At 71.8% G+C, this 26564-nt stretch carries 25 protein-coding genes and 1 riboswitch; of the genes, 8 read left to right on the top strand and 17 right to left on the bottom strand.

Annotated features, from left to right (window positions below; all coding sequences use genetic code 11):
• The 4 genes from ACF1DX_RS22325 (at position 1) to ACF1DX_RS22310 (ending at position 3548) form a co-directional block, all read left to right on the top strand.
• The gene (locus ACF1DX_RS22325) at positions 1–735 is read left to right on the top strand and encodes a YitT family protein (RefSeq protein ID WP_391792872.1); all 735 of its coding nucleotides are present in this window, start codon (positions 1–3) and stop codon (positions 733–735) included.
• The gene (locus ACF1DX_RS22320; protein ID WP_391792871.1) at positions 732–1499 is read left to right on the top strand and encodes a glycerophosphodiester phosphodiesterase; all 768 of its coding nucleotides are present in this window, start codon (positions 732–734) and stop codon (positions 1497–1499) included. The genes ACF1DX_RS22325 and ACF1DX_RS22320 overlap by 4 nt, the downstream gene beginning before the upstream one ends.
• A 50-nt stretch (positions 1500–1549) precedes the next feature.
• Entirely contained in the window at positions 1550–2896 is a 1347-nt protein-coding gene (locus ACF1DX_RS22315) for an MFS transporter (RefSeq protein WP_391792870.1), read from the top strand.
• Positions 2897–3173: 277 nt separating this feature from the next.
• Positions 3174–3548 (top strand): RNA polymerase-binding protein RbpA, encoded by a 375-nt coding sequence (locus tag ACF1DX_RS22310; protein ID WP_003977404.1) that lies wholly within the window; start codon positions 3174–3176, stop codon positions 3546–3548.
• Positions 3549–3658: 110 nt separating this feature from the next.
• Here ACF1DX_RS22310 and fxsA read toward each other — a convergent pair whose 3' ends face one another.
• The 4 genes from fxsA to ACF1DX_RS22290 form a co-directional block, all read right to left on the bottom strand.
• Positions 3659–4240, bottom strand: coding sequence for an FxsA family membrane protein (fxsA, locus tag ACF1DX_RS22305; protein ID WP_391792869.1), 582 nt, complete (start codon positions 4238–4240; stop codon positions 3659–3661).
• Positions 4241–4321: 81 nt separating this feature from the next.
• A complete protein-coding gene (locus ACF1DX_RS22300; protein ID WP_391792868.1) occupies positions 4322–5194 on the bottom strand; it encodes a polyprenol monophosphomannose synthase in 873 nt (290 codons plus the stop codon).
• Between the two features lie 547 nt (positions 5195–5741).
• Entirely contained in the window at positions 5742–7346 is a 1605-nt protein-coding gene (locus ACF1DX_RS22295; protein WP_391792867.1) for an amidohydrolase, read from the bottom strand.
• A gap of 244 nt (positions 7347–7590) precedes the next feature.
• The gene (locus ACF1DX_RS22290) at positions 7591–8031 is read right to left on the bottom strand and encodes an Lrp/AsnC family transcriptional regulator (RefSeq protein ID WP_030867874.1); all 441 of its coding nucleotides are present in this window, start codon (positions 8029–8031) and stop codon (positions 7591–7593) included.
• A 267-nt stretch (positions 8032–8298) separates the two neighbouring features.
• On the opposite strand from ACF1DX_RS22290, the gene ACF1DX_RS22285 reads away from it, so the two are divergent.
• Positions 8299–8733 carry a hypothetical protein gene (locus tag ACF1DX_RS22285; protein WP_391792866.1) on the top strand — a complete coding sequence of 145 codons (435 nt, stop codon included), beginning with the start codon at positions 8299–8301 and terminating at the stop codon, positions 8731–8733.
• 332 nt (positions 8734–9065) lie between these two features.
• On the opposite strand, the gene ACF1DX_RS22280 is transcribed toward ACF1DX_RS22285, so the two are convergent.
• The 4 genes from ACF1DX_RS22280 to ACF1DX_RS22265 all read right to left on the bottom strand — a co-directional run bounded on the left by ACF1DX_RS22280 (position 9066) and on the right by ACF1DX_RS22265 (position 12929).
• A complete protein-coding gene (locus tag ACF1DX_RS22280) occupies positions 9066–10238 on the bottom strand; it encodes an acyl-CoA dehydrogenase family protein (protein WP_391792865.1) in 1173 nt (390 codons plus the stop codon).
• Between the two features lie 274 nt (positions 10239–10512).
• Entirely contained in the window at positions 10513–11169 is a 657-nt protein-coding gene (locus tag ACF1DX_RS22275; RefSeq protein WP_391792864.1) for a TetR/AcrR family transcriptional regulator, read from the bottom strand.
• Between the two features lie 94 nt (positions 11170–11263).
• On the bottom strand, positions 11264–11404 hold the full coding sequence (locus ACF1DX_RS22270) for an SCO1431 family membrane protein (protein ID WP_107062155.1): 141 nt from the start codon (positions 11402–11404) through the stop codon (positions 11264–11266).
• Between the two features lie 142 nt (positions 11405–11546).
• Positions 11547–12929 carry a peptidase C39 family protein gene (locus ACF1DX_RS22265; protein WP_391792863.1) on the bottom strand — a complete coding sequence of 461 codons (1383 nt, stop codon included), beginning with the start codon at positions 12927–12929 and terminating at the stop codon, positions 11547–11549.
• Between the two features lie 152 nt (positions 12930–13081).
• Between ACF1DX_RS22265 and ACF1DX_RS22260 the strand changes: the two genes are divergently transcribed.
• The gene (locus ACF1DX_RS22260; RefSeq protein WP_391792862.1) at positions 13082–13840 is read left to right on the top strand and encodes a uridine kinase; all 759 of its coding nucleotides are present in this window, start codon (positions 13082–13084) and stop codon (positions 13838–13840) included.
• A gap of 429 nt (positions 13841–14269) precedes the next feature.
• On the top strand, positions 14270–16132 hold the full coding sequence (locus ACF1DX_RS22255; protein WP_391792918.1) for an AAA family ATPase: 1863 nt from the start codon (positions 14270–14272) through the stop codon (positions 16130–16132).
• 166 nt (positions 16133–16298) lie between these two features.
• On the opposite strand, the gene ACF1DX_RS22250 is transcribed toward ACF1DX_RS22255, so the two are convergent.
• The 9 genes from ACF1DX_RS22250 to ACF1DX_RS22210 all read right to left on the bottom strand — a co-directional run bounded on the left by ACF1DX_RS22250 (position 16299) and on the right by ACF1DX_RS22210 (position 23716).
• On the bottom strand, positions 16299–17375 hold the full coding sequence (locus tag ACF1DX_RS22250; protein WP_391792861.1) for a hemolysin family protein: 1077 nt from the start codon (positions 17373–17375) through the stop codon (positions 16299–16301).
• Positions 17372–18709: a hemolysin family protein gene (locus tag ACF1DX_RS22245; RefSeq protein ID WP_391792860.1), complete on the bottom strand. Its 1338-nt coding sequence runs from the start codon at positions 18707–18709 to the stop codon at positions 17372–17374. Before ACF1DX_RS22245 ends, ACF1DX_RS22250 begins: the two co-directional genes overlap by 4 nt.
• Positions 18710–18977: 268 nt before the next feature.
• The gene (locus tag ACF1DX_RS22240; RefSeq protein WP_030867854.1) at positions 18978–19448 is read right to left on the bottom strand and encodes a PH domain-containing protein; all 471 of its coding nucleotides are present in this window, start codon (positions 19446–19448) and stop codon (positions 18978–18980) included.
• A gap of 19 nt (positions 19449–19467) precedes the next feature.
• A complete protein-coding gene (hisG, locus tag ACF1DX_RS22235; RefSeq protein WP_391792859.1) occupies positions 19468–20316 on the bottom strand; it encodes an ATP phosphoribosyltransferase in 849 nt (282 codons plus the stop codon).
• 47 nt (positions 20317–20363) lie between these two features.
• Positions 20364–20636 (bottom strand): phosphoribosyl-ATP diphosphatase, encoded by a 273-nt coding sequence (locus tag ACF1DX_RS22230; protein ID WP_029383007.1) that lies wholly within the window; start codon positions 20634–20636, stop codon positions 20364–20366.
• A 34-nt stretch (positions 20637–20670) separates the two neighbouring features.
• Positions 20671–21156 (bottom strand): 6,7-dimethyl-8-ribityllumazine synthase, encoded by a 486-nt coding sequence (gene ribH / locus ACF1DX_RS22225; protein WP_391792858.1) that lies wholly within the window; start codon positions 21154–21156, stop codon positions 20671–20673.
• A 21-nt stretch (positions 21157–21177) separates the two neighbouring features.
• Entirely contained in the window at positions 21178–22467 is a 1290-nt protein-coding gene (locus tag ACF1DX_RS22220; protein ID WP_391792857.1) for a bifunctional 3,4-dihydroxy-2-butanone-4-phosphate synthase/GTP cyclohydrolase II, read from the bottom strand.
• Positions 22464–23105 (bottom strand): nicotinamide riboside transporter PnuC, encoded by a 642-nt coding sequence (locus ACF1DX_RS22215; protein WP_391792856.1) that lies wholly within the window; start codon positions 23103–23105, stop codon positions 22464–22466. The genes ACF1DX_RS22220 and ACF1DX_RS22215 overlap by 4 nt, the downstream gene beginning before the upstream one ends.
• A complete protein-coding gene (locus ACF1DX_RS22210) occupies positions 23102–23716 on the bottom strand; it encodes a riboflavin synthase (protein ID WP_391792855.1) in 615 nt (204 codons plus the stop codon). Before ACF1DX_RS22210 ends, ACF1DX_RS22215 begins: the two co-directional genes overlap by 4 nt.
• Positions 23717–23860: 144 nt before the next feature.
• Positions 23861–23991: riboswitch (FMN riboswitch) on the bottom strand.
• Positions 23992–24213: 222 nt separating this feature from the next.
• Between ACF1DX_RS22210 and ACF1DX_RS22205 the strand changes: the two genes are divergently transcribed.
• The gene (locus ACF1DX_RS22205) at positions 24214–26535 is read left to right on the top strand and encodes a chitinase C-terminal domain-containing protein (RefSeq protein ID WP_391792854.1); all 2322 of its coding nucleotides are present in this window, start codon (positions 24214–24216) and stop codon (positions 26533–26535) included.
• Positions 26536–26564 lie beyond the last annotated feature (29 nt).

Raw genomic sequence — 26564 nt, 5'->3', positions numbered from 1 at the left:
ATGGATGACATCATCAGCCAAGCCACAGGGTGTCATGTGTCGGTCCACTTCCACCATAGGGGGCACGTTTTGGCCAGGTACTCCTCCCGGCACGGGCATCTCGCCCGGCGGCTGTTCCAGCTGTACGCGGGTCTGGCGCTGTACGGCGCGAGCTCGGCGCTGCTGGTGCGGTCGGGGCTCGGCCTCGAACCGTGGAACGTGCTGCACCAGGGCCTGTCCGAGCGGACCGGACTGTCGATGGGCGTGGTGCTGACCCTCGTGGGCGCGGCGGTGCTGCTGCTGTGGATCCCGCTGCGTCAGCGGCCGGGGCTTGGCACCGTCTCCAACGTGCTGGTGATCGGCGCGGCGATGGACGCGACCCTGACCCTGGTCCCCGACGCGCACGCCATGGCCGTACGCGGGCCGCTGATGGCGGCGGGCATCGTGCTCAACGGCGCGGCGACCGGACTGTACATCGCGGCGCGCTTCGGCCCGGGCCCGCGCGACGGGCTGATGACGGGACTGAACCGGCGCACCGGAGTGTCGGTCCGCCTGGTCCGCACGGCCATCGAGATCACGGTCGTCGTCACGGGCTTCCTCCTCGGCGGCACGGTGGGCGTCGGCACCCTGCTGTACGCGGTGACGATCGGCCCGCTCGCCCAGCTGTTCCTGCGCGCCTTCGCCGTCCCCTCGACATCCGGCGGCAGCACGGTCGTCGCCGGCGGTCGACCACGGCGCGCGATACTGCGTCCGTGACCCCGCGGATACGCCACTCCTACCTCGACCGTCCCGGCCCGATCGCCTTCGCCCACCGGGGCGGGGCGGCGGACGGCCTGGAGAACACCGTCCGGCAGTTCCGGTGCGCCGTCGAGGCCGGCTACCGGTACATCGAGACCGACGTCCACGCCACGCGCGACGGCCGGCTCGTCGCCTTCCACGACGCGACCCTCGACCGGGTGACGGACGGCGCGGGCCGGATAGCCGACCTGCCGTGGCGGGACGTGGCGCACGCGCGCGTGGCGGGCGAGGAACCGGTCCCCCTGTTCGAGGAACTCCTGGAGACCTTCCCCGAGGTGCGCTGGAACGTCGACGTGAAGGCCGAACCGGCCCTCCTGCCGTTCCTGGACCTCGTCGGGCGCACCGGTTCCTGGGACCGGATCTGCCTCGGCTCGTTCTCCGAGGCCCGCGTGGTGCGCGCCCAGCGGCTGGCCGGTCCCCGGCTGGCCACCTCCTACGGCACCCGGGGCGTGCTGAACCTGCGGCTGCGGTCCTGGGGGCTGCCGGCCGCGGTACGCCGGTCGGCCGTCGCCGCCCAGGTCCCCGAGCGGCAGTCGGGCATCCAGGTGGTCGACCGCCGATTCGTACGGACCGCCCACGCGCTCGGGCTCCAGGTGCACGTGTGGACGGTCAACGAGGCGGAGCGGATGCACCGGCTCCTGGACCTCGGGGTGGATGGCATCATGACCGATCACATCGACACACTGCGCAAGGTCATGGAGGACCGCGGCGTCTGGGTCTGAGACCCCGTGCCCGACCGCCTCCGCGCGCTCACGGGGAAGCGAGGGCACGGGTGGACACCGACACCGTGCGGTCACCGGCGCCGGACGAGGCCGCCGGCCGGCGGCGCGAGCAGCGCGGCTGGTACTTCTACGACTGGGCGTGCTCCGTGTACTCCACGAGCGTGCTCACCGTGTTCCTCGGCCCCTATCTGACATCGGTCGCCGAGGCCGCGGCGGACGCGGACGGGTTCGTCCACCCGCTGGGCATACCGGTGCGCGCGGGCTCCTTCTTCGCCTACTCGGTCTCCCTGTCGGTGATCCTGGCCGTGCTGGTGATGCCGCTGGCGGGGGCCGCCGCCGACCGCACCGGCCGCAAGAAGCCGCTGCTCGCGGCCGCCGCGTACACCGGGGCCGCGGCGACGACGGGCATGTTCTTCCTGGGCGGCGAGCGCTATCTGCTCGGCGGTCTGCTGCTGGTGGTGGCGAACGCGGCGCAGTCGGTGGCGATGATGCTCTACAACTCCTACCTCCCGCAGATCGCCCCGCCCGAGGAGCGCGACGCGGTCTCCTCGCGCGGGTGGGCCTTCGGATACGCGGCCGGGTCCCTGGTCCTCGTTCTGAACCTCGTCCTCTACACCGGTCACGAAAGCTTCGGCGTCTCCGAGGGGATGGCGGTGCGCGTCTGCCTGGCGTCGGCCGGTCTGTGGTGGGGCGCCTTCGCGCTGGTGCCGCTGCGCCGGCTGCGCGACCGCCGCGCTCCCGCGCGGGAGGCGGCCCTGCCGGGCTTCCGGCAGCTCGCGGCGACCGTCCGCGACATGCGCCGGCACCCGCTGACGCTGGCGTTCCTGCTGGCGTACCTGGTCTACAACGACGGCATCCAGACGGTGATCACCCAGGCCTCGGTGTACGGCTCCAAGGAACTGGGGCTCGGACAGTCGACGCTCATCACGGCCGTGCTGCTGGTCCAGGTGCTGGCGGTGGCGGGCGCGCTGGCGCTGGGCCGGCTGGCCCGGCGGTACGGCGCGAAGCGCGCGATCCTCGGCTCCCTGGCCGCCTGGACCCTGACCCTGGCCGCCGGGTACTTCCTGCCCGCTGAAGCCCCTGTGTGGTTCTTCGTGCTGGCGGCCGGAATCGGCCTGGTCCTCGGCGGCAGCCAGGCGCTGTCCCGCTCGCTCTTCTCCCATCTCGTACCGCCCGGCAAGGAGGCCGAGTACTTCTCCGCGTACGAGGTGAGCGATCGCGGGACGAGCTGGCTGGGGCCGCTGCTGTTCGGCCTCACCTACCAGCTCACGGGCAGCTACCGGGACGCGATCATCTCCCTGGTGGGCTTCTTCGTCCTGGGATTCGTCCTGCTCGCACGGGTGCCGGTGCGGCGGGCGATCAGCGAAGCGGGCAACCCGGTTCCCGAACGGATTTAGCGCTGGGCGCGAAAGGGCTGTAGTGTACGCGTTTGGCCTGCCAGGCGTACCGTTACTGCGCGTCAAAGATGCCGAACGCTGAGTCGCATCTCCTTATGGGTGTGACAAACCGGACGTCGGGGGGTACTGCACTGGTTGACAAGGCTGCGGCTACGACGGCGACGCATGACCCGGATCGGAACTCCGGACGGGAATCTTTACCGCCGCCCGGACGTTGACCGGATGACGACGACAGCGACACCTGTCCTGTGGGCGACAAGCCCGGGAGGCACGATTCATGAGTGAGCGAGCTCTTCGCGGCACGCGCCTCGTGGTGACCAGCTACGAGACGGACCGCGGCATCGACCTGGCCCCGCGCCAGGCCGTGGAGTACGCATGCGAGAAGGGGCACCGCTTCGAGATGCCCTTCTCGGTCGAGGCGGAGATCCCGCCGGAGTGGGAGTGCAAGGTCTGTGGTGCCCAGGCACTCCTGGTGGACGGCGACGGCCCCGAGGAGAAGAAGGCCAAGCCCGCGCGTACGCATTGGGACATGCTGATGGAGCGGCGTACCCGAGAGGAACTCGAAGAGGTCCTCGAGGAGCGTCTCGCCGTTCTGCGCTCCGGTGCGATGAACATCGCGGTTCACCCCAGGGACAGCCGAAAGTCGGCTTGATCCCGCCGGGGACCTGGGCGAGGCCACACACGCACAGCGGCACAGGACCGCGGGCGCCGTACGAGATGTACGGCGCCCGCGGTCCTGTGTGCGTGCGGGACCGGCCGCCCTCAGCGGGTCAGCGGCGGGCGCGGTCCCTGCGGGGTGTCCCGAGGAGCGCCTCCGGGTTCGTCCCGGACGACCTCGCCCTGGATGACCTTGCCGTCGGGCCGGCGCATACGAGCCTGTTGGAAGGCATCTCCGAGGGAGCCCTGCGCGGTCTCGCGGAGCTTGCGCTCGAAGGTGCGCTCGGCGTGACGGCTCACGGCCTTCTGCACCGGCGGCACCAGCAGGAGCAGCCCCACCGCGTCCGAGATCACGCCGGGAATGATCAGGAGCAGGCCGCCCAGCATCGTCAGGCCGCTGCCCTCGCTGTTCGGCCGGGCCTCGGACAGCATCCCGACCTGCTGCTGTTGCAGCGTCTCGGTCAGGTTCTTGAAGGCCCGCCGGCCGGCCCGCTTGATGACGGCCGAGCCGAGGACGAGGCCGGCCACCAGGATCAGGAAGACCACCAGCCCGTTCGACGCCCCGGCGACCATGGTGAGCAGCCAGATCTCCAGCACGAGCCATGCGGCGACACCCAGCGGCAGGAAGGTGCGCAGCCGGGAGCGCCGGGGCCGGGCGGAATACGGGGTCTGAGCGCCAGTCGTCATGCTCCCAGTGTGCCTGGGCCCGGCTCAGCGCGGGATAAGCGGGATCACCGGAACCACCAGGCTGAACAGATGGTCGTACGCCTACGGTTCGGACCGTTTGACGTCCGGCTCGGGCTGCTTGACGTCCGGTTCGGACCGCTTGATGTCCAAGTCGGACCGCTGTTTGTCGTCGCCGCGTCCGAGGACCTTGCCGACCCTCTCCCCCACACCCCACGCCGTGACCCGCCACAGCGCCTCGACGAGGATGTCGCGGCTCATCTTGGAGTCGCCGAGTTCGCGCTCGACGAACGTGATGGGAACCTCGACGACGTGATAGCCGGCCTTCACCGCGCGGCGGGCCAGGTCGACCTGGAAGCAGTACCCCTGGGAGGCCACGTCCTCGAGGCCCAGGCCCTCCAGCGTCTCGCGGCGGAAGGCGCGGAAGCCGCCGGTGATGTCGCGCAGCGGCAGGTCGAGCGCCACGCGCGAGTAGAGGCTGCCCCCGCGCGAGATGACCTCACGGGACTTCGGCCAGTTCACCACCCGGCCGCCGGGCACCCAGCGCGAACCGAGCACCAGGTCGGCGCCCTTGAGGGCGGTCAGCAGACGGGGCAGTTCCTCGGGCTGGTGGGAGCCGTCGGCGTCCATCTCGATCAGTACGCCGTAGTCGTGTTCCATGCCCCAGCGGAAACCCGCGAGATAGGCCGCGCCCAGGCCCTCCTTGCCCTTGCGGTGCAGCACCTGGACGTGGTCGTCCCCGGCGGCCAGTTCGTCGGCGAGCTTGCCCGTGCCGTCGGGGCTGTTGTCGTCGGCCACGAGAACGTGCGCCTCGGGAACGGCCTCGCGCACCCGGCCGACGATCGCCTTGATGTTCTCCGCCTCGTTGTAGGTCGGGATGATCACCAGAGCCGTGCCGAGCGGGCCGAAGTTCCGCCCCTGGGATCCTGCCGCGAGGGTCCCGTCGCCGTCGTTCACTGCTGCCCCTTCATGTCCTGTGCGCAGGGTCCCACCATAGTGGGCACGGCCCGCGCCGACGTGACGGGACGTTCATACGGTGGTGTCGTTTACCGAAGATCGGGTAGGAACATACTTTTTGGGCGTGCGGGAGAGAGCGCGGGACAGCGGATGGGGGCCCGGCGCCCTTCGGGCCGGCCCGGGACCCGCCGGCTGCGGATCGGCCTGGAGCCGTTGTCTACTGAGCGCCCGGGCCCCATCCGGGGGTCGCACCTCCCCGGCCGGTCGGCCCGTCCCTCGGTACCGCGCCGCCACTGGGCCTGGTTCCCAGTGACGGTGCCCCGGTGCGGCGCACCGTCCCTGACCCAGCGGTACCGACACGAGTGGCCGGACGTCCTCCGGTCGGGCGTCGGTGGTGGACCCGGCCGAACCTACCGGCCCCCCGCGGCCGCCTGTCAACAGCCGTCCGGCCTGCGCGATGCGGTTCGAATACCTGGTCGGCGAGGAGGACGCGCAGGTCGCGGGAGAAGGGCGCGGCACATGATCGTCACCGCGCCGCCCGCGTAGATCACTCGCCCGGCCGTACGAACACCGTGCGCCCGCCGACCACGGTCCGCAGGCAGACCGGCAGGTCACGGCCGGGGGCGAGGTCGGGCAGGCCGGGGGTGCCGGAGCGGGGGTCGGTGGACCAGCGCGCCACCCGGTCGTCGGGTGCCTGGACGACGAGTTCACCGGTGTGCCAGAGGGCGTAGTCGGCGGGCGCGCCGGGCACCAGGACGCCCGCGTCGTCGCGTCCGACCGCCCGCCAGCCGCCGCGCGTGTGCGCGGTGAACGCGGCGCGCACGGAGACGCGGTGCTCCGGTGTGCGGTGGAAGGCGGCGGCCCGGACCGTGCCCCAGGGATCGAGGGGGGTGACCGGACTGTCGGAGCCGAAGGCGAGCGGGACGCCGGCGCGCAGCAGCGCCGCGAAGGGGTTGAGGGTACGGGCCCGCTCCGTTCCCAGGCGCCGTGCGTACATGCCGTCCTCGCCGCCCCACAGGGCGTCGAAGGCGGGCTGGACGGAGGCGGTCAGGCCGAGTTCGGCGAAGGCGGCGACGGTCTCGGGGGTGAGCATCTCGGCGTGCTCGACACGATGCCGGGCGGCGCGGACGCGGGCGAGGCCGAGTGTGCCGGCGGCGGCCCGCACGCCGTCCACGACGGTGCTCACGGCGGCGTCACCGATGGCGTGGAAGCCTGCCTGGAGGCCCGCCTCGGTGCAGGCGACGACATGGGCGGCCACGGCCGTGACGTCCAGGTGGGCGATGCCGGTGTGGGCGGCGTCGGCGTACGGCTCGTGCAGGCACGCGGTGTGCGAGCCGAGGGCGCCGTCGGCGAACAGGTCGCCCGCGGCGCCGATCGCCCCCAGCTCCTTCGCCTTGGCGACGTCCTGTTCGGCCCAGTAGCCGACGACGCGCGGGCCGCTCTCCCCGGCGGCGAGCCGCAGCAGCCCGGTGAAGTCGTCCTCGGAGGAAATCTCCGGGCCCCCGCACTCGTGGACCGTGCCGATGCCGAGGGAGGCGGCGTGGGTGAGGGCGGCGCGCTGGGCCTCGGCGCGCTGGGCCGGCGTGACGGCGGCCAGGGCGGCGGCGCGCACCGCGTGGTGGGCGTCCCCGGTGAGCGGGCGGTCCTCGCGGGTGACCACGACCGGGACGAGGTCGAGGAGCGCCGTGGTGACGACCGCGGAGTGGACGTCGATCCGGCTCAGGTAGAGGGGACGGCCGCCGGTGGCCTCGTCGAGCTCGGCGCGGGTCGGAGGACGGCCGCCGGGCCAGCGGGCGGCGTCCCAGCCGTGGCCGAGGAGGACCCGGTCGTCCGGGCGGGCGGCGGCGAACTCCCGTACGCGGGCCAGCGCGGCCTCCAGCGAGGGGGCGGTGGACAGGTCGAGGCCGGTGAGGGCGAGACCGGTGGCCGTGGTGTGGACGTGCGCGTCGGTGAACGCGGGGGTGACCAGCGCGCCGTCGAGGTCGATCACCTCGTCGACGCCGTCCGCGAAGGCGTCGGCTGCGCCCTCGGAGCCGACCCAGGCGACCTGACCGCGCTCGACGACCATCGCGGTCGCGAAGGGGTCGGCGGGGCTGTGGACCTCGCCGCGGCGGAGGAGGACGGTGCGGGGCGGGGCAGGGCGTTCACTCATGTCCCACAGTCTCGCGCGTCGCCCGGCCTACGCCGCACGCAGGTCCCTCCCCGGGGGGCCGAACCACCCACCTCGATCGCCCCCGCCGCCCCTTCCCTCCCCCACTCTCGGCTTCGCTCGAGCGGGGGGACCCCCATGAGCGGGGGGAGACCCCATCGCCCCCGGGGGCGCTGCCCCAGGACCCCCGCTCCTCAAACGCCGGAGGGGCTGGTTTCTGCCGGGCGGACTGAAGTCTGCGAGGCGTTCAGATGCGCGGCGGGCGGGCTTCGTACGGGGTGGAGAGGACCACTGTCGTGCGGGTGGAGACGCCTGCCAGTGAGCGTACGCGGGCGAGCAGTTCCTCCAGTTCGTGCGGTGTGGACACGCGCACCTTGAGGATGTAGTTCTCGTCGCCCGCGACGCTGTGGCAGGCCTCGATCTCGGGGACGCCGGCGAGGCGGTCCGCGATGTCGTCGGGGGCGCTGGGGTCGAAGGGTTTGACCGAGATGAAGGCGGTCATGGGCAGGCCGACAGCCTCCGGGTCGACGACCGCGGCGTAGCCGCGGATGACGCCACGCTGTTCCAGCCGGCGCACCCGCTGGTGCACGGCCGACGTGGACAGGCCCGTGGCCTTGCCCAGGTCTGTGTAGCTCATCCGCCCGTCCTTGACGAGCAGCTGCACGATCTGTCGGTCCAGCTCCTCCATGACGCAAGAACCTACAGTGCGCTTGATCTCCTCGGACACCTGAGCCGCCCAGGTCATGCCCGGTTCGTGATGTCCCGGAGGCCACCGCGCACGGTCCGGGGGGACAAAGCCCCCGCACCGGGCACCCGCACCTGGCATGTGACGAACGCCACACCCTTCAAGTGGTCTCCGTGATGTTCCCGTGATTAGCCCGAAGGGGGGACGGGAAGTGCTTGCTGTGGTCGAGGCCGCAGTGCCTTCACGGCCCAGCCCGAGGGGGAGAACCCAATGCAGAGTCTTAAGCGCCTTGGTCGTACCACGTCCAAGCGGCAGCAGCCGGTCGTCGAGCTCGACCCGGAGTACGTCGAACCCGACGTCCCGGACGAGGAACTCGACGCCTACGACACCTTCGAGATGTACCGGGTCGTCTGCCCGGACTGCGCGCAGCCCATCGCCCTGCTCGCGGACGAGGACACCCTGCCGGAGCACGCGCTGTGCGCCTCGCCGTGGAACCCGTTCGGGCTCACGGTCTGCGCCGGCACCGGCCGCCGGGCCGACGAGGCGCGGCCGGCCGACGAGTCCGTCACTCCCCAGGAGCAGGACACGGCCCTGCTGCTGACGCTCCCTCAGGGACTCGACTGGCGCACCCAGCCCTTCTCGCACGTCGGCGGTCCGGGCTCGCGTCCGATCCGGGTCCCGGCGATGCGGCGGCACGCCGCCTGAGCGCACAACGGTGCGGGGGCGGCGCGGTTCGCCGCCCCCGTCCGTGCGGGACGGCCGCGAACGCACGTCCTGTTCCGGGGGTCGGTGACCCGTCCGGCCGCCCCCGCGTTGCCCGGGTATGACGACCCCCACGCACTCGACGACCGGGCGTCAACGCCGCGTCCTCGTGCCACCGCCCATGGAGGCGGTCGCACTCGCGCCGCCCCGGCTCCCGGATCCGCCGATCTACCGCGATCTGATGCGGACCTGGGCGGACCGGGGCCGCACGCTGCCCGGGCGGCACGACTCGGAGTGGACCCGGCTCACCGCGCCCTGGCGGGGGCTCGACCCGCTCAGCGGGTCTCCGGGCCCGCGAGGTGGCGGGCGATGACCATCCGCTGGATCTGATTGGTGCCCTCGACGATCTGCAGGACCTTGGCCTCACGCATGTAGCGCTCGGCGGGGAAGTCCGCGGTGTAGCCGTAGCCGCCGAGGATCTGCACGGCGTCGGTGGTGACCCGCATCGCCGTGTCGGTGCAGTGCAGCTTGGCCATGGCGGCCTGCTTGGCGAACGGCCGCCCCGCGTCACGCAGCCGGGCCGCCGTCAGATACAGCGCGCGCCCCGCCTCGATCTGCGTGGCCATGTCGGCGAGCATGAAGCGCAGTCCCTGGAAGTCGGCGATGGGCTTGCCGAACTGCCGCCGCTCGGCCGCGTAGCCGAGCGCCTCGTCCAGCGCCGCCTGGGCCAGGCCGATCGCGCAGGCGGCGATTCCGAGCCGGCCGCCGTCCAGCGCCGACAGGGCGATCGCGAAGCCCTGCCCCTCCTCGCCGATGCGCCGCGCGTCGGGAACCCTGACGCCGTCGAGATGGACCTGGGCGGTGGGCGAGCCCTTCATCCCCATCTTCTTCTCCGGCACGGCGGCGCTCAGCCCTTCGGCGTCGCCGGGCACCAGGAACGCGGTGATGCCGCGCGGGCCCTCCTCGCCGGTACGGGCCATGACGGTGTAGAAGTCGGCGATGCCGCCGTGGGTGATCCACGCCTTGGTGCCGGTGATCACCCAGTCGTCGCCCTCGCGCACGGCCTTGGTGCGCAGCGAGGCCGCGTCCGAGCCCGAGGCGGGCTCGGAGAGGCAGTAGGCGCCGAGCAGGCCGCCACCGAGCATCGCGGGCAGACGCTCGGCCTGCTGCTCCTTGGCGCCGAAGGCGGCGAGCGCGTAGGAGGCCAGGGTGTGCACGCTGACGCCGAGGCCGACGGTGAGCCGGGCCGCGGCGAGCTCTTCGAGAACCTGGAGGTAGACCTCGTACGGCTGGTCTCCGCCGCCGTACTCGGAGTCGTAGGGGAGGCCGAGCAGGCCGGACTCGGAGAGCAGGGTGAACAGTTCGCGGGGGAAGCGGCCCGCGTCCTCCTCCTCGGCCGCCCGCGGGGCGACCTCGCGCTGCGCGATGTCGCGGACGAGCGAGATGAGGTCCCGGGCCTCGTCCGTGGGCAGTTGCCGGTCCACCGGCTGCGGGGCGCGGTCGGGCATGGCGACGCTCTCCTCCCTGTTCGGGCACATCGGCGTGCGCCTTGGGTGGGGGCGGCTCCGCCGGGGTCGTATCGGTGCCTGGCCGATGCTCGCACTCCCGGGTCTCGGAAGCTGCTGACCAGCGGCTGTGCGCTGCGAGTATGCCCGATCGGCCGCGGCAAGTCACCAGTTAACGACCGCTCACTCAAAAAAGTTTTCACGCCCTCGCCGAACGGAACATTCCTCCGAAAGGCGACACCCGGAACGGGAAACCGATCAAGGGCCGGGGCCCGTCTCAGGCGTCGCGGCGAGCGGGCGCCGGGGCCGGGTGGGCGGGGTCCAGCTCCTCGATGGCGCGCATGGCCCCGCCGAGCGTCTTCACCAGCAGCTCGGTCATGGTCTCGCGGGACAGTTCGCGGCGGTCGATCCAGTCGAGCGCGGCGCCCTCCACGCTGCACACCCAGGCCAGCAGCCCCATCCGCGCCACCGGCGCGATGTCCGTACGGCCGTAGGCGCCCTCGGCGATGGTCGCGACGATGGCCTCGCGCACCCCGTCCCGGATGGCGTGCACCTCGGTGTCGAAGCCGACGCCGCCGCTGACGATCGCGCGGTAGGCGGCCTGGTTGTGCTCGGCGTACCGCAGATAACTGTCGACGGTGCGGTGCACCCGCTCCACGGGCGGCAGTCCGGCACCGCTCGCGGCGAAGCCGACCAGGCCGGCCACCGAGTCCTCGATGATCGCCAGGTAGTAGCCGCGCTTGGAGCGGAAGTAGTAGTAGATCAGCCCCTTGGCGACCTGCGCCTGGCGCGCGATGTCGTCCATCGAGAGCGCGTCGTACGACGTGTCCGCGAACAGCCTCCGCCCGATGGCGATGAGTTCGGCGCGGCGCGCGGACGAACGCTCGGTACCGCGCGCCGCCGGGCGTACGGCGGACTGCCGGCTGATGTTCAATGTCGACCCAGGTCTTCCTGCGGACGGTGGGACATCCCGCCGCAGTATGTCAGGTCATCCTGAAGGCTCGGGCCGGTAACCCCGCGACCTGGGGTCAGAGCAGTCCCAGCTGGGTCACGAACATCGCGAGGACCACGACGAGGGTCCATCCCATGGCGTGTTCGAGGATCTTCGGGCCGTCCTCCCGGGGGCCGCCGGTGCGGGCGCGGGTGACGGTGGCTGCGTTCGTGGTCATGTCTTCTCGCTGGTCTCTGTGGTGCGGTGGACTCCCCCTGCGACTGACGTCCACCTTGCCACCATGAGCGGCTTTCGCGGCCGAGACGTCGGTCACAGGCGTCCGGCGGCCCCGGTCGCCCGGGGCCGCCGGCGGGGCCGGCTCAGCGCACGCCCACCGCCGCGAGCGCCTCGCGCTGCCGCGGGGCCGGCCGGGCCGGGAAGTAGAGGTAGCAGACCCCTCCGGTGCCGGACACCACCTTCCCGGAGGCGTTGTACCGCTTGGTCCGCAGCCAGATGTTCTCCCACTCGCGCCGCCGGTAGACACGGCGCACGGCCGCGTTGTCGTCCGAGGCGGGGTCGTTGGCGATCACATCGCCGTCGGCGGTGAAGCCGATCACCGTCATCAGGTGCCCGGAGGTGCCGTACCCCGCCCCGGTCAGCTCCTCCGCCAGGAACGACTGCGACGTGATGGCCGGGACGCCCGCGGCGATCAGCGTCTCCAGGTCGGTGAGGGAGCCGAGGCGGGTGACCACGCCCGCCAGGCCGTCGAAGGTGGCCGCGTAGGCGGCGTTGAACGGCCAGTTGCCGCAGCCGGCGTACTGGTGGTCGTACGTGTACCGGGCCGCGTGGCAGATCTGCGGGTCGGCGTAGGACGGGTCGACCCAGGAGAGCTGCTCCTCGGTGAGCCGGCCGCCCCAGTACTCGATGATCATCTGCGAGGAGGTGGGGCTGCACCAGGCCTCGCCGCCGTTGTCGTACTCCGGGTACTGGCCCTTGTGGATCTCCTGCGAGTAACGCGGGACGATCAGCTCCTTGGCGAGACCGGGCCGGGAGGCGGGGACGGTGAACCGGTCGGGGACGTCGGAGCCCATCGCGCCGAGCCGCCACACGGTCGGGGTGAGCCGGGTGCCGGGGCGGCGGTGGAGGGTCAGTCGCAGCCGGTACGAGACGACGCGCAGGCCCGAGGCCGCGTCGTCCACGGAGAGCGTGTCCGTCCAGACGGTGCTCTTCCCGTCGCTCTGGCCGTCCACCGAGGTGCGCCGGATGTCCTGGTCGCCGGCGGCCCAGCGGCCCATGACGTACCAGGGGGTGTCCGTGCCGTCGGAGTACGTGCACTTCAGCTCGGTCTGGAGCCAGGTGCCCGCGGGGGTGTGCGCGTTCCAGGAGGCGATGACCTCCGTCGCCGGAACCCCGAGGCGGTGCACGGGCGAGGTCCAGGTCGCGTACTCCCAGGCGGCCGTGCGGCCGGTGTGCGGGTCGGTGTAGTCCGTGGTGCCGGCGGGCCTCGCGATCAGAAGGCCGGGGCGGACACCGGCGACGGCACGGGTCCCGGCGGCGGTGCCGCCGCGCCAGTCGCTGTACGAGGTCCAGGACCGGTTGTCGACGGGGCGGGCGGCGGTCCGGCCGGCGGTGTCGGTGGCGTGTCCGGCCGGGGTGCCGGCCGTCGGGGTTCCGGCGGACGCCGGGCCCGCGCTCCCGGCGACGGCGGTGACGACCGCCGCGGCCAGGAGGGATCTGCGGGACGGCGGTTCGGCTCTGCTCATGGGCGGGGGACCCCCAGGTGTCGGAGTCGGGACGGGACCACAGCACGGCCGGACGGACGGTGTACGTCCGCCGGGTGGAACGGGCGTGCGCCCACTATGAACGCAGCCGGGCGGATCCTGCCAGCACCCCGGCCGTACCACGTCCGACCAACATGGGACTCGACCAATGGCGGGCCCCGGAGGACCCGCCCGGCCGAGGGCCGGTCCGCCCGGGGGCCGGTCCGCCCGAAGGCCTAGAGTGCTCCGGTAGGCCCTTCCTCCTCTCCCCTCCCCGCCCCCAGGAACCAGCCATTCACGATCTCGCCTCCCGCATCCGCCGGCTCACCCCCTCGTGCGGCCCGGTCCGGCTCGTCGGCGTCGACGGGCACGCCGGCTCGGGGAAGTCGACGTTCGCCGTACGGCTGGCCGAGGCACTGGACGGCGCCCCGGTGCTGCGGCTCGACGACATCGCCAGCCACGCCGAACTGTTCGACTGGACCGGACGGCTGCTGAGCCAGGTGATCGAGCCGCTCGGCCGCGGCGAGACCGCGCGCTACTCCCCCTACGACTGGCGGACCCGCCGCTTCGGACCGCCCCGCCCGCTGCCGCCCGCCCCCGTGATCGTCGTGGAGGGCGTCGGCGCGGGGCGCCGGGCCCTGCGCCCGTATCTGGCGCTGCTGCTGTGGATGGACCTCCCCCGGGAGGAGTCCTGGTCGCGGGGGCGGGCCCGCGACGGCGCGGAGCAGCGGGAGTTCTGGGACGGCTGGGTCCGCGCGGAACACGAGCACTTCGCGGGTGACCCCTCACGCCCCTTCGCGGGGCTTCTGGTGCGGCAGCGCCCGAAGGGATACGAGCTGCTTCCCGGGCCCGCCGGGGCGGGTGAATCACCCCCTCCACTCACGCAGGGTGATGGGCCACCCGCGTTGTGGTGAACCCGTGAAGAGCGGTCCCGGACAAGTTGCCGGAGTACCCCAACTCCGCTTGACCGGGGGCGCGTACAGGTCTTACGTTCTCAATGTGCGGCCCTTCGGAGCCGCCGGCAGACGCGAAGCCCCCGGTTGTTCCCCCGTGATCGGGGGCTTCGTTCTGCCCTCTCCGCACTTTTCGGACGCTCAGCGGCATATGACGATCACCCTGGGTCACCACACAGGGGCCGCGCTCCCCCTCCCACCTCGCCCTTCGGCGGGTACGGCACCCTACGGACGTACCGCCGCCGCGGGTACGATGCCCTCGGTGCGACCTACGGACGCTACTTCGCGCACCTTCCAACTCCGGTCCGCGGTACAGCGGTTCGACCAACGGGAGCCAACGGACGAGGGCCGGCCGGCACACCGACGGGGGCACGGTTCGTGGGGGACGTGATGGACTTCGGCACGCAGGGCCCGCAGGCCCCGGCCGACCTCGCCTGGCTGCGGGGCGTGGACGCCTACACGATGGGCGCCTATCCGCAGGCGGAGGAGGAGTTCCGGGCCGCGGTGCGGCTCGACCCGGGGATGGCCGACGGCTGGCTCGGACTGCACGCGCTGCGCGTCGACACGACGACCGCGCTGCTCAGGATGTTCCGGCACCGGGAGCGCTTCGGCGAGCAGCGCGCCCGGCACCGCCGCACCCTCAACTCCTGGTACTGGCTGGGCTGGTGGGTGCAGCCGGTGCTGGAGAGCCCCCGCGATCTGCTGCTGGCGCACGCCTCCCACTGGCTGGACGGACGCCACGTCCCCGAGCTGGACCGGGCGCTGGCCGGACTGCCCCCGGTGGACACCGATCCGCAGGTCCGCTTTCTGCACGCCTGCCGCGCCTACCTGGTCAAGGACTGGGAGCAACTGGTCCGGTACACGGACTCCCTCGTGGAGGACCCGCTGCTGGGCATCGAGGCCGGCCTGTTCGGCGGCATGGCACGGGTGCGGCTGGAGATGTACGGGCAGGCCGAACCGCTGCTGTCGGCGGCGCTGATGCGGTGCCGCAGCGAACAGCCGCAGCGAAAGGAGCTGCGCTACTGGCTGGCCCGCGCCCACGAGGGGACCGGTCGCAGCGCCGCCGCGCTCCCCCTGTACCGGGCCGTGCACCGGGTCGATCCGGCCTTCATGGACACCTCCGCCCGGCTCGCCGCGATCGCCGAGGGCGACGGGTACGACGACTCCGCCGATCTCGCCGCGATCACGCTCACCGGGGCCGGGCAGGACGTCATGGACGGCCCCGACATGCTCGATCCGCTGTTCGGCACCGAGGGACGTGACCTGCGGCTGTCCGAGCCCGAGCCCGTGCCGGGTCCGCTGCCCCCGGTCACCGCTGCGGGTGTGCGGGAGCGGACGGGCTCCGGGGCGTCACCGCTGCCCACCGGGCCCACGGACCCCGCCTTACTGGAGGAGGCGCTCGCCGAACTGGAGCGCATGGTGGGCCTGGAGCCGGTGAAGCGGCAGGTCAAGGCGTTGTCGGCGCAGTTGAACATGGCGCGGCTGCGGGCCGGGCAGGGGCTGCCGGTGCAGCCGCCGAAACGCCACTTCGTCTTCTCCGGGCCGTCCGGGACGGGGAAGACGACGGTGGCCCGCATCCTCGGCCGGGTGTTCTACGCCCTCGGGCTGCTCGGCGGTGACCATCTGGTGGAGGCCCAGCGGGCGGATCTGGTGGGTGAGTATCTGGGGCAGACCGCGGTGAAGGCCAACGAGCTGATCGACTCCGCGCTGGGCGGGGTGCTGTTCGTGGACGAGGCGTACTCGCTGTCCAACTCCGGGTACGGCAAGGGGGACGCGTACGGGGACGAGGCGCTGCAGGTGCTGTTGAAGCGGGCGGAGGACAACCGGGATCACCTGGTGGTGATCCTTGCCGGGTATCCGGAGGGGATGGACCGGCTGCTCGCCGCGAACCCCGGGCTGTCGTCGCGGTTCACGACCCGGGTGGACTTCCCCTCGTACCGGCCGCTGGAGCTGACCTCGATCGGGGAGGTGCTGGCGGGGGAGAACGGGGATGTGTGGGACGAGGAGGCGCTGGACGAGCTGCGGTCGATCGCCGGGCACGTGGTGGACCAGGGGTGGATCGACGAGCTGGGGAACGGGCGGTTCCTGCGGACGCTGTACGAGAAGAGCTGTGCGTACCGGGATCTGCGGTTGTCGGTGTATCCGGGGGCGTTGACCCGGGATGATCTGGCCACGTTGCGGTTGCCGGATTTGATGCAGGCGTATGGGGAGGTGCTGTCGGGGCGGGGGCCGACGGACCCACCGGGGCTGTGAGGCCCCGGTGGGGTGGCCGACGGGGGTGGTTTCCGCTCGCCCCGCTGGAGGGGGTGCCTCCCCCACTCCCGGCTTCGCTCGGGCGGGGGGACCTCCATCGCCCTGGGGGTACCTCCCAGGCCCTTAAGGCACTGGGGGAGGCAACGATTGCCCGCAGCTACGGCAGCTACGTCGCCAGGGCCTCCTCCGGGGTTCCGCTCGCTCTCTGGGGGGTGACCGTCACTTCTCGGTGGGCCGGGTCGCGCACCTCGCCCACCAGGAGTTCCAGGACGTCCTCCAGGGCCACCAGGCCCAGGACCTTGCCGGAGGAGTCGGAGACCTGGGCCAGGTGGGTCGCCGCGCGGCGCATCACCGTGAGGGCGTCGTCCAGGGGGAGTTCGGGACGGAGGGTCGTCATCGGACGCCACAGGTGCTGCGGGACGGCCCGGTCGGAGTCCTCCAGGTCCAGTACGTCCTTGACGTGCAGGTAGCCCATGAAGGCACCGCTGTCCGCGGCCACCGGGAACCGGGAGTACCCGGTGCGGGCGGTGAGCTCCACGATCTGCCCGGGGGTGACCGCGGGCGTGACCGTCACCAGGGACTCGCGGTCCAGCAGGACGTCCGTCACCGGGCGGGAGCCCAGTTCCAGCGCGTCCTCCAGGCGCTCGGCCTCCTCGGGGTCGAGGAGGCCCGCCTGACCGGAGTCCTCCACCAGCCGGTTGAGCTGTTCGCTGGTGAAGACGGCCTCGACCTCGTCCTTCGGTTCGACGCGGAACAGCCGCAGGACGGCCTGGGCGCAGGCGCCGAGCGCGATCGTGACCGGCCTGCACAGGCGGGCGAACCAGACCAGGCCGGGGCTCAGCCACAGCGCGGCCTTCTCGGGGGCCGCCATCGCCAGGTTCTTCGGGACCATCTCGCCGATGACGAGGTGGAAGAAGACCACCGCGGCGAGCGCGATGACATAGCCGAGCGGGTGGATCATGCCGTGCGGCAGGCGCATCCACGCGAAGACCGGCTCCAGCAGACGGGCGACCGTCGGTTCGGCGACCGCGCCCAGGGTCAGCGAGCAGACGGTGATGCCGAACTGGGCCGCCGCCATCATCTGCGGCAGGTGCTCCAGGCCGTACAGCACCCGGCGGGCGCGGGCCGTGCCGAGCGGTTCGATCTGGCTGCGGCGGACCGAGACCAGCGCGAACTCGGCGCCGACGAAGAAGCCGTTGGCGAGCACGAGCAGCGCGGCGAAGAGGAGTTGCAGCACGCTCATCCGGCCACCTCCACCAGCGGCAGCGGCAGCGGGGCCGTTCTGACCAGACGGACGCGTTCGGCGCGGTAGTGGCCGACCCTGCGCACCGACAGGCGCCAGCCCGGCAGTTCCGTGCGGTCGCCGACGGCCGGGATCCGGCCGAGCAGATCGGCGACCAGGCCGGCCACCGTCTCGTACGGGCCCTCGGGCACCTCCAGGCCTATGCGCCGCAGGAGGTCGACCCGGGCGCCGCCGTCCACGTCCCAGGCGGGGTTGCCGTCCTCGGGCGGGGCGGGGGCGAGTTCGGGGACGTCCTGCCCGTCGTGCTCGTCGCGCACCTCGCCGACGATCTCCTCGACGATGTCCTCCAGCGTGACGACGCCGGCCGTGCCGCCGTACTCGTCGACGACGACCGCGATGGGCTGCTCGCTGCGCAGCCGCGTGAGCAGCGGTCGTACGGGCAGGGTCTCGGGGACGAGCAGCGCCGGGCGGGCGATGCGGCCCACGGGGGTGCGCAGCCGGTCGTGCACGGACACCGCGAGGGCGTCCTTGAGGTGCACCATGCCGACGATCTCGTCGATCCGCTCCCGGTAGACGGGGAAACGGGACAGACCGGTGGCCCGGGTCAGGTTGACCACGTCCTCGGCGGTCGCCGAGGACTGCAGGGCGCTGACCTTCACGCGCGGTGTCATGACGTGCTGTGCGGTCAGTCCGCCGAGGGACAGGGTGCGGACGAAGAGGTCCGCCGTGTCCTGTTCCAGGGCGCCGGCCCGGGCGGAGTGCCGGGCCAGGGAGACGAGTTCGCCGGGGGTGCGGGCGGAGGCCAGTTCCTCGGTGGGCTCGATGCCCAGGGCCCGCACCAGACGGTTGGCCACGGCGTTCAGCCCGGCGATGACCGGGCGGAAGAGCCGGGCGAACACGTGCTGCGGGCCGGCCACGAAGCGGGCGACCTGCAGAGGGCGGGACACGGCCCAGTTCTTCGGCACGAGTTCGCCGATCACCATCTGCACCGCGGAGGCCAGCAGCATGCCGACGACGACGGAGACACCGGCGACCGCGCCCTCGGGGACACCGATGCCGGTGAAGGGGCCGTGCAGCAGTCCGGCGAGCGCCGGCTCGGCCAGCATGCCGACGACGAGGGAGGTGATGGTGATGCCGAGCTGGGTGCCGGAGAGCTGGAAGGAGAGTTCCCTGAGCGACTCGACGACCCGGCGGGCACGCCGGTCGCCGCCCGCGGCGGCCTCCTCGGCGTCCGGTCGCTCGACGGTGACCAGGCCGAACTCGGCGGCCACGAAGAATCCGTTGGCCAGGATCAGCAGGAAAGCGGCTGCCAGAAGCAGCAAGGAGGTGGTCATGATGCCGCCGCCTCCACATGCGCGCGGACCTGGAGACGCGGGTCCGCGCTATGTCGGTAGGGGGCGGCGCAGGTACTACAGGACGATCCGTCCATCGCCGGAGAGGGTCACTCCTCGGATAGCTGGAGCCCCTGTGCACCGGGCGGGGCGGCAGGGGCACAGGCGCGGTCGTCGCGCCTGTGCCCACCAGATTAATCAAGACATCGGCGACTGTGGCAGGTGGACGTCCCCGACGTCTCCCGGAGCCGGGCCCCGGGGCGGCTCCGGGTCAGCTCCGGGGTGCCTCGGGCCCGGCCGTGGAGCGGACCTCGATGAGCGCCCGCAGGGCCCGCGCGTCGGCGACGGCCCGCTGTCTGGCGATGCCCGGCTGGATGCCGAGCGCGGGCAGGCTGGTGCCGTCGCTGAGGTCGAGGAAGACCCAGGGATCACCTGAACGGAGGTTCACCTGAAGGATCTCCGCCCATTCCAGGCGGCGCCGGCTCACGATGTTGACGACGGTGACGCCCGTCTCGTCGGCGACGACCTTCGGCCGGGCCAGCAGGAGCAGCACGCCGGCCAGCAGCGCGGCGGTGAACACGAAGCTGATCCGCTCCCCCGGGCTGAGCTGCTCCAGCAGCAGCGCGATCAGGGTGATGACCACGAAGAGCGCGGCACCGGCCGTGAGCAGCACCGCGCGGGTGCGGCCCGGGCGGAAGGTGACGGGCAGGTCGGGCAGCCGGCCCGCGGTCGTGTCGGACATCGTGGTGCTCCGGGTCCGGTCAGAGGCGGCAGGCGTGGATGGCCGTGGTGAGGATGGCGCGGGCGCCGATGTCGTACAGGTCGTCCATGATCCGCTGGGCCTCCTTGGCGGGGACCATCGCGCGGACGGCGACCCAGCCCTCGTTGTGCAGCGGGGACACGGTGGGGGACTCCAGGCCCGGGGTGAGGGCGACGGCCTTCTCGAGCTGTTCGACGCGGCAGTCGTAGTCCATCATCACGTACGTCCGGGCGACCAGGACGCCCTGGAGGCGGCGCAGGAACTGCCGCACCTTGGGCTCCTCGCCGTCCGCGCCGGTGCGGCGGATGACGACGGCCTCGGACTTCATGATCGGTTCGCCGGCGATCTCCAGGCCGGCGTTGCGCAGCGAGGTGCCCGTCTCGACGACGTCCGCGATGACCTGGGCGACACCGAGCTGGATGGCGGTCTCGACGGCGCCGTCGAGGTGGACGACGGAGGCGTCGATGCCGTGGTCGGCGAGGTGTCCCGCGACGATGCCCTCGTAGGAGGTGGCGATCGTCTTGCCCTTCAGGTCCGCCAGGCCGCCGAGGGTGCCCGGTTTGGTGGCGTAGTGGAAGGTGGAGCGGGCGAAGCCGAGGGGAAGGATCTCCTCGGCGTCGGCGCCGGAGTCGATCAGCAGGTCGCGGCCGGTGATGCCGATGTCGAGCTGTCCGGAGGCGACGTAGATGGCGATGTCGCGCGGGCGGAGGTAGAAGAACTCGACCTCGTTCGCCGGGTCGACGATCCGCAGTTCCTTGGACTCGCGGCGCTGCCGGTAGCCGGCCTCATGCAGCATCTCCCCCGCGGGGCCTGACAGGGAACCCTTGTTGGGGACGGCGATGCGCAGCATGAGGTCGGCTTCCTTCGTGTGAGGGGGTGTGTCGTGGACGCGGGGGTTCACAGGTGGGCGTAGACGTCGTCGAGGGAGATGCCGCGGGCGACCATCATCACCTGGACGTGGTAGAGCAGCTGCGAGATCTCCTCGGCGGCCGCCTCCTTGCCCTCGTACTCGGCGGCCATCCAGACCTCGGCGGCCTCCTCGACGACCTTCTTGCCGATGGCATGGACGCCCTTGTCGACCAGCTCGGCGGTGCGGGAGGTGGCGGGGTCGCCGTGGGCGGCCTTCTGCTGGAGCTCGGTGAACAGCTCCTCGAACGTCTTCTTGGACATGGTGGTCCTTACCCTACGCGGTGACGGGGGCTGCTCACCGCCAGGGCTCGGATACCGAACGCAAGCAGGCCGCGGTGGCCACCGCGGCGGTGACCGCCTCGTGCCCCTTGTCCTCGCTGGAGCCGGGCAGTCCGGCGCGGTCCAGGGCCTGCTCCTCGTCGTCACAGGTGAGCAGGCCGAAACCGACGGGGACTCCGGTGTCGACCGAGACCTGGGTGAGGCCCTGGGTGACGCCCTGGCACACGTAGTCGAAGTGGGGCGTGCCGCCCCGGATGACGACGCCGAGGGCGACGACCGCGTCGTAGCCGCGGTCGGCCAGGACCTTGGCGACGACCGGGAGTTCCCAGCTCCCGGGGACCCGGAGCAGGGTCGGCTCGTCGATGCCGAGGTCGTGCAGGGCGCGCAGGGCGCCGTCCACCAGTCCGTCCATCACCTTCTCGTGCCACTGCGCCGCGATGACGGCGACCCGCAGGTCCCCCACGTCGCGTACGGACAGTTCCGGTGCACCCTTGCCGCTCACGTCTCTCCTCGCTGTTTCTCGTTACTGGTTGCCGCAGGCGGGCACGGTCGGCGTGTCCAGCCAGGGCAGGTCGTGGCCCATCCGGTCCCGCTTGGTGCGCAGGTAGCGGAGGTTGTGCTCGCTCGCGGTGACGGGCATCGGCTCGCGTCCGGTGACCTCGATGCCGTGGCGGGCGAGCGCGTCGGACTTGTCGGGGTTGTTGGTCATCAGGCGGACGCCGCGGACGCCGAGGTCGGCGAGGATCTGCGCGCCGGCGCCGTAGTCGCGGGCGTCGGCGGGCAGACCGAGTTCGAGGTTGGCGTCGAGGGTGTCCCGGCCGCGTTCCTGGAGTTCGTAGGCGCGCAGTTTGGACATCAGGCCGATGCCGCGGCCCTCGTGTCCGCGCAGGTAGACCACGACTCCGCGGCCCTCGGTCTGGATGCGGTCCAGGGAGGCGTCGAGCTGGGGGCCGCAGTCGCAGCGCCGGGAGCCGAAGACGTCGCCGGTGAGGCATTCGGAGTGGAGGCGGACGAGGACGTCCTCGCCGTCGCCGAGGTCGCCGTGGACGAGGGCGACGTGTTCGACGCCGTCGACGGTGGAGCGGTAGCCGTACGCGGTGAAGGTGCCGTGGGAGGTGGGCAGATGGACCTCGGCCTCGCGGCGGACGGTGGGTTCGGCGGAGCGGCGGTAGGCGATCAGGTCCTCGATGGAGATGATCGTCAGGCCGTGCTTGCGGGCGAAGGGGATCAGCTCGGGCAGCCGGAGCATGGTGCCGTCCTCGCCGGCGATCTCGACGATGGCGCCGGCCGGGCGCAGGCCGGCGAGGCGGGCCAGGTCGACGGCGGCCTCGGTGTGTCCGTTGCGTACGAGCACGCCGCCGGGGCGGGCGCGCAGCGGGAAGACGTGGCCGGGGCGGACGAGGTCGGTGGGTTCGGCGGTGCCGCTCGCCAGCAGTCGGAGCGTGGTGGCGCGGTCGGCGGCGGAGATGCCGGTGGTCACGCCGTGGGCGGCACAGGCGTCGACGGAGACGGTGAACGCGGTCTTCATCGACTCGGTGTTGTCGTCGACCATCTGCGGGAGGCGCAGCCGGTCCAGTTCCTCGCCCTCCATGGGGGCGCAGATCAGGCCGCGGCACTCGCTCATCATGAAGGCGACGATCTCGGGGGTGGCCTTCTCGGCGGCGACGACGAGGTCGCCCTCGTTCTCGCGGTCCTCGTCGTCGACGACCACGACCGGGCGGCCGGCCGCGATGTCGGCGATCGCCTGCTCGACCGGGTCGAGCAGGAGGTCCTCGACGCCGTCGGTGCTGTACAGGATCGGTGCCGTGCTCATGCGGGCGCTCCTTCCAGAGTGGGCCGCGCGTCGCGGGAGCGCAGCCACCAGTCGCGCAGTCCCCACAGGACGAGCGCGCCGTAGATGACGTAGACGAAGCCGGAGAAGGCGAAGCCGTTGGCGAAGTTCAGGGGGACGCCGACGAGGTCGACGAGCAGCCAGGCGAACCAGAACTCGACCATGCCGCGGGCCTGCGCGTACATGGCGACGATGGTGCCGACGAAGATGTAGGCGTCCGGCCAGGGGTCCCAGGACAGGGACGGGTAGAGGGTGAACAGCCCGCCGACGGCGAGGGTGCCGAGGGCGGCCCCGGTCAGCAGTGCGGCGCGCTCGCGCCACGTCGCGAACCGTACGGCGACGGAGCCGTCCTGCGCCTGTCGCCGGCCGCGGTTCCACTGCCAGAAGCCCCAGGCGGCGACCAGCATGACGACGACCTGCTTGCCCGCGCTGCCCGAGAGGTGGGCGGTGGAGAAGGCGGCGAAGAGGATCAGACCGGAGACGAACTGGGCGGGCCAGGTCCACAGGGAGCGGCGCCAGCCGAGGGCGAGGGCGATCAGACCGATCACGTTGCCGAGCATGTCCGACCATTTGATGTGCTGGTCGAAGAGGGTGAAGGCCTCGGAGTTGAGCCAGTTCACCGGGAAGCCCCCTCACCGGTGACGCGGTCGCCGAGCATCCGCTCGACGTACTTGGCGATGACGTCCACCTCGAGGTTGACCGGATCGCCGGGCTGCTTGAGACCCAGGGTCGTCAGGGCGAGCGTGGTGGGGATCAGGCTGACGGTGAAGAAGTCGGGCCCGGCGTCGACGACGGTGAGGCTGATGCCGTCGACGGTGATGGAGCCCTTCTCCACGACGTAGCGGGAGAGGCCGGTGGGGAGGGAGATCTTCACGATCTCCCAGTTCTCCGACGGCTCGCGCCCGAGGATCTCGCCGGTGCCGTCGACGTGTCCTTGGACGATGTGGCCGCCGAGGCGGGAGCCGACGGCCGTGGGGCGTTCGAGGTTGACGCGGGAGCCGACGGCGAGGACGCCGAGGCTGGAGCGCTTCAGGGTCTCCGCCATGACGTCGGCGGTGAACTCGTCGCCCTCGTGCTCGACGACCGTGAGGCAGACACCGTTGACGGCGATGGAGTCGCCGTGCTTCGCGCCTTCGGTGACGACGGGGCCGCGCAGCCGGAAGCGACAGGCGTCGTCGAGGGTCTCGACGGCGGTGATCTCGCCCAGCTCTTCGACGATTCCGGTGAACACTTCCCGGGTCCTCCTGCCTCTTCGGGCACGGACTCCGGGGCTGTCGATGACGACAGAAACCGCGGACGACGACACCGGGGCGACGCCGGACAGAGCCCGCCCAGAGGGCGAACCGGTACGGCGGCGCGCATGGATGCCCGCCCGCCGCGCACTGCCTCCCATCCGGACTTTAACCGTCGGTCCAGGAATTTCACCTGGTCAACCGGCCACTGGAGGCGACCGGGTCGCGGACTGTAACCGCCGGTTCGGACTTTCACCGACCCCGGAGTGCGCTGCTACTGGTACAGGGCCAGTGTGCCACGGCCGGCCGCACTCCATGCGGGCGAGGAGTGTGGAGTGGCTCACAGGAAGTGACACGGAGACCGCCGAGGGTCGCGCGAGGAGCAACTCCCCCGCCGGGAAGCTTCCTTGACGGCCCGCCCAATTGGTCCATACCTATTGACGCTTTGGTCTAGTCCTCTTAGGGTCCGAGCCAACTTCCCCGGAGAGGACCCCCTGTGCCGTCCCCCTCACGCCCCGGAGCGAGACCCGCGTTGCTCGCCTCCGCCGCCGTCGCCGGCCTGCTGCTCGCCGCCCTCCCGGCCACCGTCTCGCACGCCGCCGACCAGGAGTCCTGTCGTCCCGACGGGCTGTACTCGACGCTGGGCGTCGACGTCCCGTACTGCTCGGTCTACGACTCGGCCGGCCGGGAGAAGATGGGTGCCGACCACCAGCGCCGGGTGATCGGCTACTTCACCGGCTGGCGCACCGGCAAGGACGGGAAGCCCGCCTACCTCGCGTCCGACATCCCCTGGGACAAGATCACCCACATCAACTACGCGTTCGCGCACATCGACAAGGGCAACAAGATCTCCGTCGGCTCGGACAGCGCCACCAACCCGGCGACCGGGATGACCTGGCCGGGCGTGGCCGGCGCGGAGATGGACCCGCACCTGCCCTACCAGGGCCATTTCAACCTGCTCAACAAGTTCAAGAAGCAGCACCCGGACGTCAAGACGCTGATCTCGGTGGGTGGTTGGGCCGAGACCGGCGGTTACTTCGACGACGGCGGAAACCGGGTGGACTCCGGCGGCTTCTACTCGACGGCCACCAACGCCGACGGCTCGGTCAACCAGGCCGGCATCGGCACCTTCGCCGACTCGGCGGTCGACTTCATCCGGACGTACGGCTTCAACGGCGTCGACATCGACTACGAGTACCCGACGACGATGAAGGACGCGGGCAACCCGCTCGACTGGTCCTTCGCGGGCGCCCGCCGGGCCGGTCTCGTCAAGGGCTACGCGGCGCTGATGAAGACGCTGCGCGAGAAGCTGGACCGCGCGGGCGCGGCGGACGGCAGGCACTACATGCTCACCGTGGCCGCCCCCTCGTCCGGCTACCTGCTGCGCGGCATGGAGACCTTCCAGGTCCAGAAGTACCTGGACTACGTCAACATCATGTCGTACGACCTGCACGGCGCCTGGAACGAGTACGCCGGCCCGAACGCCTCCCTGTTCGACGACGGCAAGGACGCCGAGCTGGCCGCCGCGAACGTCTACGGCAGCGCCCAGTACGGCGGCATCGGCTACCTCAACACCGACTGGGCCTACCACTACTTCCGCGGCTCCCTGTCGGCCGGCCGCATCAACATCGGCCTGCCGTACTACACCCGCGGCCACAGGAACGTCCAGGGCGGGACCGACGGCCTGTGGGGCAGGGCGTCCGCCTCCTCCTGCCCGGCGGGCTCCGGTCTGACCAGGTGCGGTGACGGCGCCGTCGGCATCGACAACCTCTGGCACGACCTCGACACCGACGGCAGGGAGTCCCCGGCGGGCTCCAACCCGATGTGGCACGCCAAGAACCTCGAGAAGGGAATCGTCGGCGACTACGTCACCGACTACGGCTTCCCGGCGGACACGAAGCTGACGGGCACGTACGCCCGCAAGTACGACCCGACGCTGGCCGCCCCCTGGCTGTGGAACGCCGAGAAGAGGGTCTTCCTCTCCACCGAGGACGAGCAGTCGGTCGGGGCCAAGGCCGACTACGTCGTGGACCGCGGCATCGGCGGCACCATGATCTGGGAGCTGGCCGGCGACTACGACCGGAACGCCGCCAAGGGCCAGTACGAGACGGGCGACACGCTCACCTCGCTGATGTACGAGAGGTTCAAGTCGGCCGCGCCGTACGGCGCGAAGAAGTCGAACGCGGACCTGCCGGCGGAGGCCGTGAACGTGGACGTGGAGTTCACGGACTTCAAGCTGGGTGACTCCAACTACCCGATCACGCCCGAGCTGCGGATCACGAACCACACGAGGACCGCGCTGCCGGGCGGCACGGAGTTCCGGTTCGACTACGCGACCTCGGCTCCGGGGAACGCCTCCGACCAGTCCGGTTTCGGCACCGAGGTCATCAGCAGCGACCACACGGGCGGCAACGTGGGCGGCCTGAAGGGCGACTTCCACCGGGTGTCGCTGAAGTTGCCGGCGTGGCAGTCGCTGGCGCCGGGCGCGACCGTCGACCTGTCGTTCACCTACTACCTGCCCGTGTCGACCCCGTCGAACTGGACGGTGACGATCGGCGGCAGGGCGTACGCCCTCGCCGGGGACCTGGCGCGCGGGACGACCGTCGTCGAGCCGGGCGGCGGCACGACGCCGACCGACCCGCCCACGACGCCGCCCGGCGACTGCGCGGACCCGGTCTGGGACGCCTCGGCCGCGTACGGCGGAGGCAGCGTGGTGTCCCACGGAGGCCACGTCTGGAAGGCGCAGTGGTGGACGAAGGGCGAGGAGCCCGGCACCACCGGCGAATGGGGAGTGTGGCGGGACCAGGGAGCCTGCTGACCCTCACGGACCGGCCCGGCGGCGGTGAC

It is taken from the genome of Streptomyces sp. NPDC014676 (genome assembly GCF_043084105.1).
Lineage (GTDB): Bacteria > Actinomycetota > Actinomycetes > Streptomycetales > Streptomycetaceae > Streptomyces.
The sequence above is the reverse complement of the archived record's forward strand: the minus strand, read 5'-3'. Positions and strand labels throughout refer to the sequence as shown.